The 14,754-nt window shown below is 63.1% G+C and carries 13 protein-coding genes; 9 read left to right on the forward strand and 4 right to left on the reverse strand.

Annotated elements, in window-relative coordinates:
• Positions 1 to 179: 179 nt before the first annotated feature.
• Both NKI25_RS31525 and NKI25_RS31530 read left to right on the forward strand, forming a co-directional pair.
• The gene (locus tag NKI25_RS31525) at positions 180 to 734 is read left to right on the forward strand and encodes a DUF4142 domain-containing protein (RefSeq protein ID WP_352575226.1); all 555 of its coding nucleotides are present in this window, start codon (positions 180 to 182) and stop codon (positions 732 to 734) included.
• A 247-nt stretch (positions 735 to 981) separates the two neighbouring features.
• Positions 982 to 1,224: a polymerase gene (locus NKI25_RS31530; RefSeq protein ID WP_352575228.1), complete on the forward strand. Its 243-nt coding sequence runs from the start codon at positions 982 to 984 to the stop codon at positions 1,222 to 1,224.
• A gap of 97 nt (positions 1,225 to 1,321) precedes the next feature.
• Here NKI25_RS31530 and NKI25_RS31535 read toward each other — a convergent pair whose 3' ends face one another.
• Entirely contained in the window at positions 1,322 to 1,966 is a 645-nt protein-coding gene (locus NKI25_RS31535; protein ID WP_352575444.1) for a DUF1236 domain-containing protein, read from the reverse strand.
• Between the two features lie 204 nt (positions 1,967 to 2,170).
• Here NKI25_RS31535 and NKI25_RS31540 point away from each other — a divergent pair, with 204 nt between their 5' ends.
• The 4 genes from NKI25_RS31540 (at position 2,171) to NKI25_RS31555 (ending at position 5,499) form a co-directional block, all read left to right on the forward strand.
• On the forward strand, positions 2,171 to 2,470 hold the full coding sequence (locus NKI25_RS31540) for a DUF1236 domain-containing protein (protein ID WP_023677114.1): 300 nt from the start codon (positions 2,171 to 2,173) through the stop codon (positions 2,468 to 2,470).
• A gap of 345 nt (positions 2,471 to 2,815) precedes the next feature.
• On the forward strand, positions 2,816 to 3,664 hold the full coding sequence (locus NKI25_RS31545) for a MetQ/NlpA family lipoprotein (RefSeq protein ID WP_352575230.1): 849 nt from the start codon (positions 2,816 to 2,818) through the stop codon (positions 3,662 to 3,664).
• A gap of 100 nt (positions 3,665 to 3,764) precedes the next feature.
• Positions 3,765 to 4,862, forward strand: coding sequence for a methionine ABC transporter ATP-binding protein (locus tag NKI25_RS31550; protein WP_502897469.1), 1,098 nt, complete (start codon positions 3,765 to 3,767; stop codon positions 4,860 to 4,862).
• Positions 4,843 to 5,499: a methionine ABC transporter permease gene (locus NKI25_RS31555; RefSeq protein WP_352787114.1), complete on the forward strand. Its 657-nt coding sequence runs from the start codon at positions 4,843 to 4,845 to the stop codon at positions 5,497 to 5,499. Before NKI25_RS31550 ends, NKI25_RS31555 begins: the two co-directional genes overlap by 20 nt.
• Positions 5,500 to 5,527: 28 nt before the next feature.
• Here NKI25_RS31555 and NKI25_RS31560 read toward each other — a convergent pair whose 3' ends face one another.
• The 3 genes from NKI25_RS31560 to NKI25_RS31570 are packed head-to-tail and all read right to left on the reverse strand — an operon-like array spanning position 5,528 to position 10,044.
• Positions 5,528 to 6,271 carry a hypothetical protein gene (locus tag NKI25_RS31560; RefSeq protein WP_353000354.1) on the reverse strand — a complete coding sequence of 248 codons (744 nt, stop codon included), beginning with the start codon at positions 6,269 to 6,271 and terminating at the stop codon, positions 5,528 to 5,530.
• Positions 6,243 to 7,958, reverse strand: a complete 1,716-nt coding sequence (locus NKI25_RS31565) for a hydantoinase B/oxoprolinase family protein (protein WP_352636289.1) — start codon at positions 7,956 to 7,958, stop codon at positions 6,243 to 6,245. Before NKI25_RS31565 ends, NKI25_RS31560 begins: the two co-directional genes overlap by 29 nt.
• 1 nt (position 7,959) lies before the next feature.
• Positions 7,960 to 10,044 carry a hydantoinase/oxoprolinase family protein gene (locus tag NKI25_RS31570; protein ID WP_353000356.1) on the reverse strand — a complete coding sequence of 695 codons (2,085 nt, stop codon included), beginning with the start codon at positions 10,042 to 10,044 and terminating at the stop codon, positions 7,960 to 7,962.
• 218 nt (positions 10,045 to 10,262) lie between these two features.
• Here NKI25_RS31570 and NKI25_RS31575 point away from each other — a divergent pair, with 218 nt between their 5' ends.
• The 3 genes from NKI25_RS31575 (at position 10,263) to NKI25_RS31585 (ending at position 14,695) form a co-directional block, all read left to right on the forward strand.
• A complete protein-coding gene (locus NKI25_RS31575; protein WP_352588866.1) occupies positions 10,263 to 11,090 on the forward strand; it encodes a ferredoxin--NADP reductase in 828 nt (275 codons plus the stop codon).
• A gap of 169 nt (positions 11,091 to 11,259) precedes the next feature.
• Positions 11,260 to 12,309 carry a deoxyribose-phosphate aldolase gene (deoC, locus tag NKI25_RS31580; RefSeq protein WP_352588869.1) on the forward strand — a complete coding sequence of 350 codons (1,050 nt, stop codon included), beginning with the start codon at positions 11,260 to 11,262 and terminating at the stop codon, positions 12,307 to 12,309.
• A gap of 13 nt (positions 12,310 to 12,322) precedes the next feature.
• A complete protein-coding gene (locus tag NKI25_RS31585; protein ID WP_353000359.1) occupies positions 12,323 to 14,695 on the forward strand; it encodes an aldehyde dehydrogenase family protein in 2,373 nt (790 codons plus the stop codon).
• Positions 14,696 to 14,754 lie beyond the last annotated feature (59 nt).

Consider the following 14,754-nt stretch of genomic DNA (forward strand, 5'->3'; position numbering starts at 1 on the left):
CCACTGGGTGGTGGGGTGGGTTGGCGTTGCCTTTTGGTGGCGGCGGGGGGGTTTTTTTTTTTTCTTACCCCAATCGTGGGGGGGGGGGGGGGGGGGGGGCCCCCCCCACGACCAGGCAACCTCGCCGCAGCTTGCGCGTTGAGCCATCGGAGGGATGACATCAGCCTCGGAGAACCCCCATGAAAACCCTTCTATCCATCACTGCGGCAGCGATGATGGCTGGCGCACCTTTGGCTGCTTTTGCCCAATCGGCGACGCTGACGCCTCTAACGACCGACACCATGAGCAAGGTTGACACCGCGACGTTCGTCAAGACCGTGCCCATCGCCAATACATTCGAAATCGAATCGAGCCGACTTGCGCAGACGCAGGCGACTGCCGACGACGTGAAGGCATTCGCGGCGCAAATGGTCACGGACCACACCAAGGCCGGCGAGGACTTCAAGGCGGCGCTCAGCAAGGGTCAGACGACTTCGGCCACCGCGCCAGCCGGCCCGTCGCTGGACACCAAGCACCAGGCGCTGCTCGACCAACTCAAGGAGGCCAGCGGGGACAGCTTCCAATCGAAATATATCGACATGCAGACCCAGGCGCATAAGGAAGCGGTGGCGCTGTTTTCCGCTTACGCGAATTCCGGCGACGATCCGGCGATGAAGGAGTTTGCCAAGAAGACGCTGCCGGTGCTGCAAATGCACGAACGTCATCTCAAGGACCTCGCTGCCGCGCATCAATGAGAGCGAAGAGTGCCTTTTGCAAACGAAAGGCCGCCCCACACACGGCCTGTGTGACGCAGCTATCGTCCGGCCACACGGCCGGGAACAAAGCACCGAGAGTGCCGTTATTTATCCGGCTTGTTCGGGGAGGATCCAATGGAAGGCGGCATTCGCGCGGCCTCAAGGATAGTAGCGCCGGCTTTCGGCGCCGTCCTGGTCGCCGCTGTCACAGGCTGAAATCGCTTTCCGAACGGGACAGGCTGCCTTCATGCGCTACGGCGAGATATTTGCAAATGTTACGGCACTCATGTTGCTGGCCTTGATGATTGGCGGCGTCTTCGTCCTGTTTGGAGAGCCGCTGTGGCCGCGGCACTACGCGAGAATGGTGCTGGTTACGGATATCGATGCCATGAGCACCGCGTCAGTCCGAACAAGCTGCGTGCCCAGTCCCTGCCTGCCCGACATCATCGATCACACCGTGCTCACTCCTCGCCCCGAGGACGGACCTTGATTTGCGATTTGCAGACGCGGAGCGAGGAGATGCGGAAAGGCCCGCCACGCGACCTGCGCGACGGACCCTTTGGTTCAATCAAACCGTCTGGCCACAACTAAGTCAGGATAATCACGATCTTGTAGGTATTCGGGTCGACGATGACGATCCGGCCGTCGGCGAGCACGAAATACTCATAGCCTTCGTAAGCCGGAACGATCTTGACGATGCGCGCCGGCAGACGATGCAGCCGGACCTTCTTCCGCGGAACCTCGATGCCGACAGAGATGTCGAAATCGACGCTGGAAACCGGTTGGACGTTCGTCTCCTTGATGACCTGCGTGATCTGGGTTTTCTGTTCAACGGTCACATTGCTGATGGAAGCGGTCGAACTCTGGTCCTGCGTCTGCGTCGAGGCATTGCCCTGAGTCTGCTCGGTGGTGGTGGTTCCGGCCTTGCCCTGGGCGTGCTGATCGGTCTTCATCTTTGTGTTGCCCTGGGCTTGCTGGTCAGTCGTTGCGCCGGCCTTGCCTTTGGCTTGCTCATCGGTCTTCAGCTTCTTGTTGCCTTGCGCCTGTTGATCAGTTGCAGCGCCGGTCTTGCCCTGAGCCTGCTCGCCCATTTTGGCGCCGTTCTGGCAATTGGCAGTGCCGGCTGCACAATTGGCGCCGGACTGGTCGTCGGTCGACTGCTGCGTCTGGGCAAGTGCAGCCCCGCAACTGACGCTGATTGCTAGCATGCTGGTGATCAGAACGCCTTTCATGAGAGATCTCCTTGGAAAACGCGTCCCTTCACCGCGTAAAACCGCGGCTAAAAAACTTTGTTCCAAACTAATGGAGGGAAACGGCAAGCGATCCGAGTGGCGGAACAAGCTCCACCTGATGACGTTACCGGCCTATAGCGACCCCGCTGCGAACAGCATGACGCGGCGCAGCGCAGAGGTGGCTCACCACGAAAGGAGACGATCATGAGAATGCATCTTTCGGCAGCCGCGGCTGGGTTCTTGCTGCTTGCGGGTATTGGCGCCGCTGCCGCTCAGGACGTGGTCATCGAACCGCAGCAGGAGACGATCGTACGCGAGTATGTGAAAAAGCAGCCTCTGGCGTCCGTGCAGCTTCCCGGCGTGGAGCTCAATGTCGGCTCGACCCTGCCCGATACCGTCGAGCTTCATGAGGTTCCCGACGTCAAATACCGCTATGTCGTCGTCGACAATCGGACCGTCCTGGTCGATCCTGGCACGCGCAGGATTGTAAAGGTCATCGAGTGAGCAAGCGCGTCGCTTTGAAGGGACATGCGGCGCGTCCAGCATTGTCGACATCCCACACTGCTGCCCGTGTTGGGCATTCGGACGCAGAAAGGCCCGCCGCTTCGAAGCACGGCGGGCCTCATAGCGGAGACGACGTCCGGACAATTTCTGAACCAGCATTGGGTTAGAACGCATGATCCCAGCACGCCCTGTGCTCGCCAGGCCCGAAACTTTGAGAGAATATTCCTGGCTTCGCATTTCGCGGGAAATACGGTGCTTTGATCCGACGGTCAGCATTCCCGATGATGCCGGCAAGGCTTGGCACTCCGCCTGGCCGCAACGACTTCAGAACCGACGGGATAGATCATGTCTGGGAATACCAACACTTTGCTCTCATTTCTCTCCGCAACTATAAACCGGCGCGCCGGTCTGGCTGTACTTTTCGCGTCGGCGGTTGCGATTGTCGGCCTTGCTGCGCCGTCGTTCGCCGAAGACAAGACGGCGGTCAAGGTCGGCATCATGAGCGGCGAGGACGAGGATGTGTGGCGCGTCGTCACCGCCCAGGCGGCGGAGAGGGGGCTGACGATCGAGACCGTGGTGTTCAACGACTACACCCAGCCGAATGAAGCACTCGAGCGTGGCGAAATCGACGCCAACGCCTTCCAGCACAAGCCCTATCTCGACAACCAGATCAAGACGCAGGGCTATCACATCGTCCCGGTCGGCTATACCGGGGTCTGGCCGATCGGCCTCTATTCCAAGAAGTACACGAAGATTGCCGACCTGCCCGAAGACGCCGTCATTGGCGTGCCGAACGACCCGTCCAATGAGGGCCGCGCACTGCGCGTTCTGCAGAGCGAAGGTCTGATCAAGCTCAGGGAAGGCACCGGCATTCTGGCTACGACGACCGACATTGCCGAAAACCCGAAGAAATTAGTCGTCAAGGAGCTTGACGCCGGGATTGTCGGGCGCTCGGTGGAAGACCTCGACGGGGCCGTGGTCAACACGGATTGGGCGCTTAAAAGCGGCCTCACACCGGAGAACCGCATCGCCCAGGAGGCGGTGGCCGACAATCCCTACCGCAACTTCATCGCGGTCAAGGCCGGCAATGAAAACCAGCCCTGGGTAAAGACATTGGTCGCCTCCTACCAGAACGAAAAGGTGAAGGCCGAATTCGACCGAGTCTACAAGGGAACCGGCATCAGCGCCTATTGATGCCGAGCTCGACTGGGCGCCGAAGCCCGGCATGATAAAACGGTCCGCGCTTCAACGCGGACCGCGATCGCGTTTGCGGGACACCAATACAGGAACTTTTATGAACCAGCATTTCGCCTCGGTCACCGAAGTCATGCGTCCCGTCGGCGGCCGCTCCGCCGGACCGAATGATGTCGTGCGCCTCATCGAGCTGAAGCGCCGCTTCGGCGCGACAGCGGCGCTGGACGGCGTGTCGCTCAGCGTGCGCCAGGGCGAGATCCTCGGCATCATCGGCCGCAGCGGCGCCGGCAAGTCGACGCTGATACGCTGTTTGAACGGCCTGGAGCGGCCGGATTCAGGACAGGTCTTCATCGAAGGCCGCGACATCAGCCGGCTCGGCGAGCGCGAATTGCAGCCGCTGCGCCGGCGCATCGGCATGATCTTCCAGCATTTCAACCTGCTGTCCGCCAAGACGGTCGAAGACAATGTAGCGCTGCCGCTCAAGATCGAAGGCCGGCCCAGGGTCGAACGCCTGGCGCGCGCCGCCGAGCTGCTCGAGCTTGTCGGCCTGTCGGAGAAGGCGAAAGCCTTTCCGGCGTCGCTGTCGGGCGGGCAGAAGCAGCGCGTCGGCATTGCCCGGGCGCTTGCGGCGCGCCCGGCGCTGCTGCTGTCGGACGAAGCGACCTCGGCGTTGGACCCGGAGACGACGCGCTCCATCCTTGCCTTGCTCAGAGACATCAACCGGCAGCTCGGCCTGACCATCCTGCTGATCACGCATGAGATGGAGGTGATCCGCTCGATCGCCGACCGGGTCGCGGTGATCGACGCTGGGCGGATCGTCGAGCAAGGGCCGGTGTGGTCGGTCTTTGCCGACCCGAAATCGGCGATCACACAAAGCCTGCTCGGCGGCATCCGGCCGCAATTGCCGGCGGAGATCGCAAGCCAGCTAACGCAGAACGCCGGCGTGGAGGCGATCCTCAAGATCGACGTGGCCGGTGAGGCCGCGCGAAGCCCGCTTTTGTCCGATCTTGCCTCGGCAGTTCCCGGCTCGTTCCGCCTCGTGCATGGCGGCATCGATCACGTCCAGCAGCAGCCTGTCGGGACACTGTTCGTGGCGGTCGCCGGCAGCAATGAAGCTCACCTGGCAGAGGTGATCGCGTTCTTGAAAGCCCGCCAAGCGCGGGTGGAGGTGCTTGGCCATGTCGCCGGTTCTGTTTGAGCTTCTCGTCCGTTCGATCTGGGAAACGATCCTGATGACGGCCGCCTCCGGCCTCATCTCGCTGGTTTTCGGGCTGCCGCTCGGCCTGGCGCTGGTCGCCACCGACCGCGGCGGTATCGCCGAAAACCTGTGGGTGAACCGCGCGCTCGGAGCGCTCATCAACGGCTTCCGCTCGGTGCCTTTCATCATCCTGCTGGTTGCGCTGATCCCGGTGACGCGGCTGATCGTCGGCACCTCGATCGGCACCTGGGCAGCGATTGTGCCGCTGTCGATCGCGGCGACGCCCTACTATGCCCGGATCGCCGAAGTGTCGCTGCGCGAGGTCGACCACGGGCTGATCGAGGCAGCACGCGCCATGGGCGGCAACCGCTGGACGATCATTCGCGAGGTGCTGGTGCCGGAAGCGTTGCCCGGCATCGTCGCCGGCTTCACGGTGACGCTGGTGACGCTTATCGGCGCCTCGGCCATGGCTGGCGCCATCGGCGCCGGCGGCCTCGGCGACCTCGCCATCCGCTACGGCTACCAGCGCTTCGAGACGTCCGTCATGATCGCCGTTGTCATTGTGCTGATCATCCTGGTCTGCGGCATCCAGTGGGCCGGCGACCGGCTGGTCGCGAGGCTGGACCACAGAGCGTGACCGGCGAAACGCGGCCCAATCAATGCCTTTAATTTCCGGGAAAGTTCAGATTGTTCTCGATGGTCTCGCTCGCCCAAGCGAGCTTTTCGCGATCGTCGGGGCGCAAGGGAGCCTCGACCGCGACGGTGAACAAGTGCCAGGCGAGACTGTCGGATAGAAGCCATGTGGTGACCTGTTCGCTGAAGATCACGTGCCCCTTATCGAGTGTCTTGATGTTGCCGGTAATCAAGTCCGCACAGTGCAACATGGCCTCGGGGTAAGGGCTATCACGCCATGCCGCTAATGCAGCTGCTACATCCATTCCGGCAAGCACTATGCCCTCCAGCCAGGGAACCGCGTTCCCTTCATCGGGATGCATGGTCATCGCTTTTCGCCAGGCAACCTGAAACAGCACCTCGACAGCCTGCTGTTCTTCCAACGGCCAATCGAGCCAGGAGGTCCTTTCGAGCTTTGCGGCAATCACGTTGGCGTCGAACCCCATCGAAGGTTCGCCTTGGATGGCAAGTTCAAGCACTCTCGGCAGAAAGTGCCGGTAGTCATCGACGTCGCCGACCGTCCATATGGCCGATCCGGCATAGGCGCCGAGGTTTTCACCACTGAGCTCCCGAAGCGGACCACTGGATACTCCCCGAAAGATCGATTCCAAATCCTTGTACGGCGAGCCATGCAGGTGGCGGGGCGATGGATAAGACGCGAAAGCGGCATAGACGCGTTCGACTGCGTGGGCCAGTTCAGACGAGAGATCAGCCTCCAGGGGATTTGGGTTGCTCATCCGCTACGACTCCGAACAGGTCTCTGGCTTGCTCTGCGGTATAGTAGCCGAGCTTGACATCCCGAGCGACCAATTGCGGATCGCGCTGCAACGGATCGCCGTAGCCGCCGCCGCCAGGCGTGCCGACGCACACGCGGTCGCCTGTCTTCAGCGCGATGTCCTGCTCCTTGGACAGATGCGGCGGCACATGTTCCTTGCCGTCGCGGAACACGGTCACCGTGTTGACCGCACCGTCCTTGCCGCCGAGCGCGCCTTGCGGGCCGAACCGGCCGTGATCCATGACGAAGGAGGCGCGGGCGTCGCCGCGCAGGATCTCGACCTCATAGGCGAGGCCAAAACCGCCGCGATGCTTGCCGGCGCCGCCCGAGCCTTCGCGCAAGGCATAGTGGCGGTAGAGCACCGGGAAGGCCTGCTCCATGATTTCGACCGGCGGCGACTTGGAAATGCCTATGGTCGAGCAGCCATTGGTCAGGCCGTCGTGACCGGCATTGCCGCCATAGCCGCCCCCGGAGATCTGATACATGACATAATCGCGGCCGCGGGCCGGATCGTTGCCGCCGAGCGCGAAATTGCCGCTGGAGCCGGCGGGGGCCGCCGTCACCTTGTCCGGCAGCGCCTGCACCATCGCCGCGAACACCGCTTCGGCAATGCGCTGCGAAACCTCAGCCGCGCAGCCCGATACCGGCCGCGGATATTTGGCGTCGAGGAAGGTGCCTTCCGGCCGCTTGACGATCAGCGGCTCGAAGGCGCCAGCGCTGATCGGCACGTCGGGGAAAATGTGCCGCATGGCGAGATAGACCGAGGACAAGGTCGTCGCCAGCACGCTGTTCATCGGCCCAGCGCAGGGCTTTGACGAACCGGAGAAGTCGAAGCTGAGCGTGTCGCCCTGTTTTTCGACCGCCAGCGCGATAGTCAGCGGCTCGTTGACCACGCCGTCGGAATCAACAAAAGCCTGCGACCGGTAAATGCCGTCGGGAATGGCTGATATGTTCGCGCGCATCTGTTCGGCGGCGCGGCGGCGCAGTTCGGCGATCGCACCGACGACCGTTTCATCTCCGTAACGATCCAGGATTCCGTTCAGTCGGTCTTGACCGATCAGCAGTGCCGCCGCCTGCGCCCGGATGTCGCCGATGCGCTGGTCGGCAACCCTGATGTTCGAGCAGATGATGGCGTAGATCTCAGGGTCGAGCACGCCCTTCTTGAATAATTTCACCGGCGGCAGTCGCAAGCCTTCCTGCTCGACCGCTGTTGCCGAGGCGGAAAAGCCGCCCGGCACCGAACCACCGATGTCGGGCCAGTGGCCGGTGTTCGACAGCCAGCAGAATATCTTGCCGTCCCGATAGACCGGCATGGCGAAGCGCACATCCATCAAATGGGTGCCGCCGAGATAGGGATCGTTGACGATGTAGATATCGCCTGGCTCGGGCGGCAGGCAGCGACCGTCGGCGATCATCTCGATCACCGTTTTGGTCGAATACTGCATGACGCCGACGAACACCGGCAGGCCCTGGCTGCCTTGCGCGATCAGCGAACCATCGAGCGCCGAATAGATGCCATCCGAACGGTCATTGGCCTCGGCGATGACAGGCGAGAAGGCGGCGCGCGAAAATGTCAGGTCCATTTCGTCGCAGACTTGCTGTAGCGCCGCCTGGATGACCGAAAGGGTGATGGCGTCGAGTTTTTCCATCTCAGGCCTCGCCGATATCGATGATGATGTTGCCGTCGGCATCCGATCGCGCCCGGTCACCGGGCTCCAGCACAGTCGTCGCGTCCATCTGTTCGAGGATCGCCGGACCTTCGATTGTTGCGTCGAGCGGCAACTTCTCTCTGCTGTAGACCGGCGTGTCGTACCAGCGCCCGCCATACCAGACAGGCCGGATCTCGCGCCGCGCCTCTTCGAGCGTTTTGGCGCGCCCAGCCGGGTCGATCAGCCGGGACAGATCGATTGCCGGCCGCACGCCGGTGACCGAGGTGTTGAGGTTGACCAGATTGGCGCGGATTTCCGGCAACTGGACCTTGAAGCGGGCGAAATAGGCCTTCTCGAACAGTTGCTGCAGTCCCTCGCGTGTCACCGCAGACGACGGCAGCGGCACGTTGATGATATGCGTCTGGCCGACGAACTGCATGTCGGCGGAATGCGTGACGCGGATCATTTCCGGCTTCACCGCCTCCTTGCCGATCAGCTCCTTGCCTTCGTTTCGGTGCCGTTCCAATGTCTCGTGGAGTTGGATTTCATCGAGACGGGCCACCGGCTGGTTGACCGTATTAACGAAATCATGGCGCAGATCGGCGACGACGCAGCCGAGCGCATTGGTGATGCCCGGCCGCGCCGGCACCAGCACCTTGGGCAGGCCGAGCTCACGCGCCAGTGCCGTCGCATGCAGCGGCCCGGCGCCGCCGAAGGCGAACAGCGCGAAATCGCGCGGGTCGTGGCCGCGCGACACCGACACCATGCGGATGGCGCCGGCCATCTTCACGTTGCCAAGCCGCAGCACGGCACCCGCCGCCTCGACGCCGGACAGGCCGGTGGCGCGGCCGATCCTGTCCTCGAATATGCCGGTGACGCGTTCGACGGTGACCGGATTTTCCACCGCAAGCAGCTTTTTCGGCGCCAGCCGGCCGAGCACCAGATTGGCGTCGGTGATGGTCGGCTCCAAGCCGCCGCGTCCGTAGCATATTGGCCCGGGATTGGCGCCGGCGCTTTCCGGGCCGATCTGGACCAGGCCGGCCGCATCGACGTGGGCGATCGAGCCGCCGCCGGCGCCGACCGTATGCACCGCCACCATCGGCACGTGGATCGGCATCGCATATTCGATCTCGATCTCGTTCGACACCGCCGGCTCGGCGTTGCGGATCAGTGCCACGTCGGTCGAGGTGCCGCCCATGTCGTAGGTGACCAGGTTTTCGAAGCCGGCGCGTTTGCCGGTGTAGGCGGCAGCAATGACGCCGGAAGCGGGGCCGGACATGACGGTCTTGGCCGACTCACGTGTGACAAAGCGGGCCGAGATCATGCCGCCATTGCCGTTCATGATCAGGAAGTCGCGGGCGTAGCCTTTTGACGCCAGCTCCTTGCGCAGCCGCTCGACATAGCGTTCGAGGATCGGTTGCACCGAAGCGTTGACCGAAGCGGTGACGCCGCGCTCGAATTCGCGCGCTTCCGAAAGCAGGGCGTGGCCTGTCGTGATGTAGCCGTTCGGCCAAAGCTCGGCCGCTATCTCGGCGGCGCGCCGCTCATGCGCCGGGTTGGCGTAGGAATGCAGGAAATGGACGACGAGGGATTCGCAGCCGGCTGCGATCAGTTGTGAAATCGCTGCCCGCATCTCGGCCTCGTCGAGCGGTATGCGCACCGCGCCCGAGGCCTCGACCCGCTCCGACACTTCGAGCCGCAGATTGCGCGGAATGATCGGCACGAACGTGCCTGTCATGCCATAGGCTTGCGGCCGTGTCCGCCGGCCAAGCTCGATGACGTCGCGAAAGCCGCGCGTGGTGATCATGCCGGTCTTGGCCAGCCGGCGCTCCAGTACCGCGTTGGTGGTCGTCGTCGTGCCGTGCACGATGAGGTCGATGCCGTCGACCGGAAATCCGGTGGCGCCAAGCGCCGAAACGACACCGAACGCCTGGTTGTCGACTGTCGTCGGGGTCTTGGCGATGTGCACCCGGCCACCGTCACGGCCGTCGATCAGAAGCAGGTCGGTAAAGGTGCCGCCGACATCGATGCCGGCGACGACGCTGCCCGTCGAATCCAGCGCTTGCGCCGAAAAATTCTGTCCCATTGTCGAAACCCGAAATGCCCGAACTGCCTACATGCCTCAGTTTGGAAAGCTGTTTTACGGCGGCGTCTTGACGCAAATATCGTTTGTATACTAATAAATTCCGGACACAAGAGCTTACCGCTTCGGAGTGTGCAAACGGCACGCTGGAACCTGACCGGTTCGGGCGCGCAGGTGAAGATTTGGCGCGGGCGCTGAGCTGGCCCGGAAGGTTAGGTTTGATGAACACCACATCCGCGTTCAACACTGCCGGCGCCCGGCCGTTGCAGTTCCCGATACCGGCCAATGTCTATGCCGAAACCGTCGTCTCGGTGAAGCACTATACCGACCGGCTGTTTTCGTTCCGCATCACCCGGCCGCAGTCGCTGCGCTTCCGCTCCGGCGAGTTCGTCATGATCGGCCTGCCCAATGCCGAGAAGCCGGTGTTCCGCGCCTATTCGATCGCCAGCCCAGCCTGGGACGACGAACTCGAATTCTTCTCGATCAAAGTGCCGGACGGCCCGCTCACTTCGGAGCTGCAGAAGATCGAGATCGGCGACACCGTCATCATGCGGCAGAAGTCGACCGGCACGCTGGTGGTCGACGCGCTGACGCCGGCCAAGCGCCTGTTCATGATCTCGACCGGCACCGGCATTGCTCCCTTCGCCAGCCTGCTGCGCGATCCCGACACCTATGAGAAGTTCGAGCAGGTGGTCCTGACCCATACCTGCCGCGACAATGCCGAGCTCACCTACGGCCAGGAGCTGGTGGCCGCACTGGAGAACGATCCGCTGATCGGCGAACTGACCGGCGGCCGCGTCACGCTCTACAATTCAACGACGCGCGAGATCTCCGAGCGCATGGGCCGCATCACCGCGCTGATCGGCTCGGGCAAATTCTACAGCGATCTCGGCATCGACAAGCTCAATCCCGAGACCGACCGCATCATGATCTGCGGCTCGATGCATATGCTGAAAGACGTCAAGGAGCTGGCTGAAAGCCACGGCTTCCAGGAAGGCTCGCTGCATCATCCGGCAAGCTTCGTCGTCGAGCGCGCCTTCGTCGGCTGAGACGCGGCAATTCAGCGTCCACTGGTTTGCGACCCTGATTTTGATCATGCGGTCAAAAGTCGGCTGCCTTGACTGTCTTTTTCCGCTATGACCGCTTGAAGGACTCGTGAAGCGCTGCTTCGCGGTCTATCTTCGGCATAAGTATAAGTCGCTGAACAAGGGGCAGGAGATGAGCAGCACAATCCGCGAAACCGACGTCGGCACATCGAAGGTCACGCCGCTGCCGGCGCGCGCCGCCGCCAATGCACCAATCCCGCAAGCCCATGGCATTGCTCGCAATCCCGGCATGAGGCTCGATCTCGGCTTCATGGAATCGATGCGCGGCGTCAACCGCTCGGCGCTGGAACGCCGCGTCGCCAGCCTGACTAAAAGACGCTCGATCAAGGCCGATAACCAGGCCGCCTGGCTGCTGCGCGCCGTCGCCTGCATGGACCTGACGACGCTGAACTCGAACGACACGGAAGAGCGCGTGCGCCGGCTTTGTGCCAAGGCGGTCAACCCGTTCCGTCGCGACATTGCCGAGGGACTCGGCATTACTGGTGAAAGGATCCGCCCGGCGGCGGTCTGCGTCTATCAGCCCTTCGTCGCCACTGCCGTCGAAGCGCTGCGCGGCAGCGGCGTCCATGTCGCCGCCGTTTCCACGGCTTTCCCGCATGGCCTTGCACCGCTTTCGACACGTCTGCAGGAGATCGAAGCATCGGTAAGGGACGGCGCCGACGAGATCGACGTCGTCATCCCGCGCGGCCTGGTATTCGGGGCGAAATGGCAGGAGCTCTATAACGAGATTGTCTCGATGCGCGCCGCTTGCGGCGAGGCCCATCTGAAGGTGATCCTCGGCACCGGCGACCTCGCGACGCTGCGCAACGTCATGCTCGCCTCGATGGTGGCGATGATGGCGGGTGCAGATTTCATCAAGACCTCGACCGGCAAGGAAAGCGTCAACGCGACGCTGCCGGTCGGCCTTGCCATGGTGCGCGCCATCCGCGCCTATTTCGAGGAAACCGGCTATCTCATCGGCTTCAAGCCGGCCGGTGGCATTTCCACGGCAAAAGCCTCGCTCGACTGGCTGGTGCTGATGAAAGAAGAACTGGGCCGGCCGTGGCTGGAGCCGGAGCTGTTCCGCTTCGGAGCATCGAGCCTTTTGACCGACATCGAGCGCCAGCTCGAGCATCATCTGACCGGCCACTACTCGGCCAATCATCGCCACGCGATGGCGTGATTCGGAGCGCGCCATGAACATTCTCGAACGCTATCATGCCATGGAATACGGCCCGGCGCCGGAGGCGCGCAACGAGGCCGATGCGTGGCTTGCCGCGCGGGATTTCGGCAAAGCGCTGTTTATCGGCGGCGACTGGAAGGCAGCCAGCGGAGGCAAAACCTTCGACACCAGCGATCCGTCCTCGGGAAAGCTGCTGGCCAAGGTGTCGGATGCCGGTGCCGCCGATATCGACGCGGCGGTTTCGGCCGCCACAAAAGCGCTGCCGAAATGGAGCGCCAGCACCGGCTACAGCCGAGCCAAAGTGCTCTATGCCATCGGCCGCGCCATGCAACGTCACCAACGGCTGTTCGCGGTGCTTGAGACAATCGACAATGGCAAGCCGATCCGCGAAAGCCGCGACATCGACGTGCCGCTGGCCATCCGCCATTTCATCCATCATGCCGGCTGGGCGCAGGCGCTGGACAGGGATTTTCCCGACCATAAGGGGGTCGGCGTCGTCGGCCAGATCATCCCGTGGAACTTCCCGCTCTTGATGCTGGCCTGGAAGATCGCGCCGGCGCTCGCCGCCGGCTGCACCGTGGTGCTGAAGCCAGCCGAATTCACGCCGCTCACCGCGATCCTGTTCGCCGAGATCTGTGAACGATCAGGCGTGCCGAAGGGCGTCGTCAACATCGTCCAGGGCGGGCCGGAGGCGGGTGGGGCAATCGTCAATCATCCCGGGATCCAGAAGATTGCCTTCACCGGTTCGTCCGAGGTCGGCAAGATCATCCGCAAGGCCACTGCCGGCTCGGGCAAGAAACTGTCGCTGGAGCTTGGCGGCAAATCGGCATTCGTCGTTTTCGAGGATGCCGACCTCGACAGCGCCGTCGAGGGTCTGGTCGACGGCATCTGGTTCAACCAGGGCCAGGTGTGCTGTGCCGGCTCGCGCCTTCTGGTGCAGGAAGGCATCGCCGACGCCTTCATCGCCAAGGTCAAGACGCGGATGAGCCGGCTGCGCGTCGGCAGCCCGCTCGACAAGAACACCGATATCGGCCCGCTGGTCGATTTGACCCAGCTCGATCGCGTCAAGGGCCTGATCGCCGAGGGCGCCAAGCAGGGCGCAATCTGCTGGCAGCCGGACTCGGCACTGCCCTCCTCGGGCTATTACCATCTGCCAACGCTGGCGACATGTGTTTCGCCGGCTAACATCTTGGCACAGGAAGAGGTGTTCGGGCCGGTGCTTGCCACCATGACCTTCCGCAACACCGAGGAAGCGGTCGAGCTCGCCAACAACACACGCTATGGCCTGGCCGCTTCGGTGTGGAGCGAGAACATCAATCTTGCTCTGCACGTCGCGCCCCAATTGAAGGCGGGCGTCGTCTGGGTCAACGGCACCAATATGTTCGACGCCGCCTGCGGCTTCGGCGGTTACCGCGAGAGCGGCTTTGGCCGCGAAGGCGGGTGCGAGGGCATGTTCGAATATCTCTCGGCAAAACTGCCGCTCGGCCCGTTCATCAAGCCGGCAACGTCTTCGGCTCAACCTGTCGAGCAGGCGGAAGGTGGCGCCATCGACCGCACGGCAAAGCTGTTCATCGGCGGCAAGCAGGTCCGGCCGGACGGCAATTATTCCTTCGCCATCGCCACCGCCAAGGGCAAGCTTGCCGGCGAGGTCGGTCTCGGCAACCGCAAGGATATCCGTGACGCCGTCGCGGCCGCGCGCGCCTGCAAGGCCTGGCCGGAAGCGACCGCCTACAACCGCAGCCAAGTGCTCTACTACCTGGGCGAAAATCTGTCCGGCCGCGCCGACGAGTTTGCCGCCCGTTTGACCCAGCTCACCGGCGCGACCGCCAAGGCGGCGCGTGACGAGGTCGAGCTGTCGATCGAGCGCCTGTTCCTCTATGCCGGCTTGGCCGACAAATTCGAGGGCCGCGTCCACCAGCCGCCGGCCCGCGCCGTCACGCTGGCACTGCACGAACCGGTCGGGGTCGTCGGTATCGTCGCGTCGGACAACGCGCCTTTGCTTGGCTTGATCTCGCTGGTGGCGCCGGCGCTCGCCATGGGCAACACCGTGGTCGCCGTGCCGTCCGAAAAATACCCGCTGCTTGCCACCGACCTCTACCAGGTCATCGAATATTCCGACGTTCCGGCAGGCGCCATCAATATCGTCACCGGCCGTAGCGCCGAGCTTGCCGGCGTATTGGCCAAGCATGACGATGTCGACGGGCTCTGGGTGTTCGCTGATGCCGAGACTTGCGCCAAGGCCGAGGCCGAGTCCATCGGCAATCTCAAACGCGTCTGGACCGGCAACGGCCACAGCCTCGACTGGCCCTCGAACGAAGCAGCCGGCGATGCCCTGCTGCGCCGTGCGATCGAGGTCAAGAACGTCTGGGTGCCCTACGGCGACTGAGTGTCCCGGAGGGACGTCCGGGCTTGACGGGCCAACAAATGTTCTTTACCGAGAAAAAA

It is taken from the genome of Mesorhizobium sp. M0808, from assembly GCF_040320025.1.
Classification (GTDB): domain Bacteria; phylum Pseudomonadota; class Alphaproteobacteria; order Rhizobiales; family Rhizobiaceae; genus Mesorhizobium.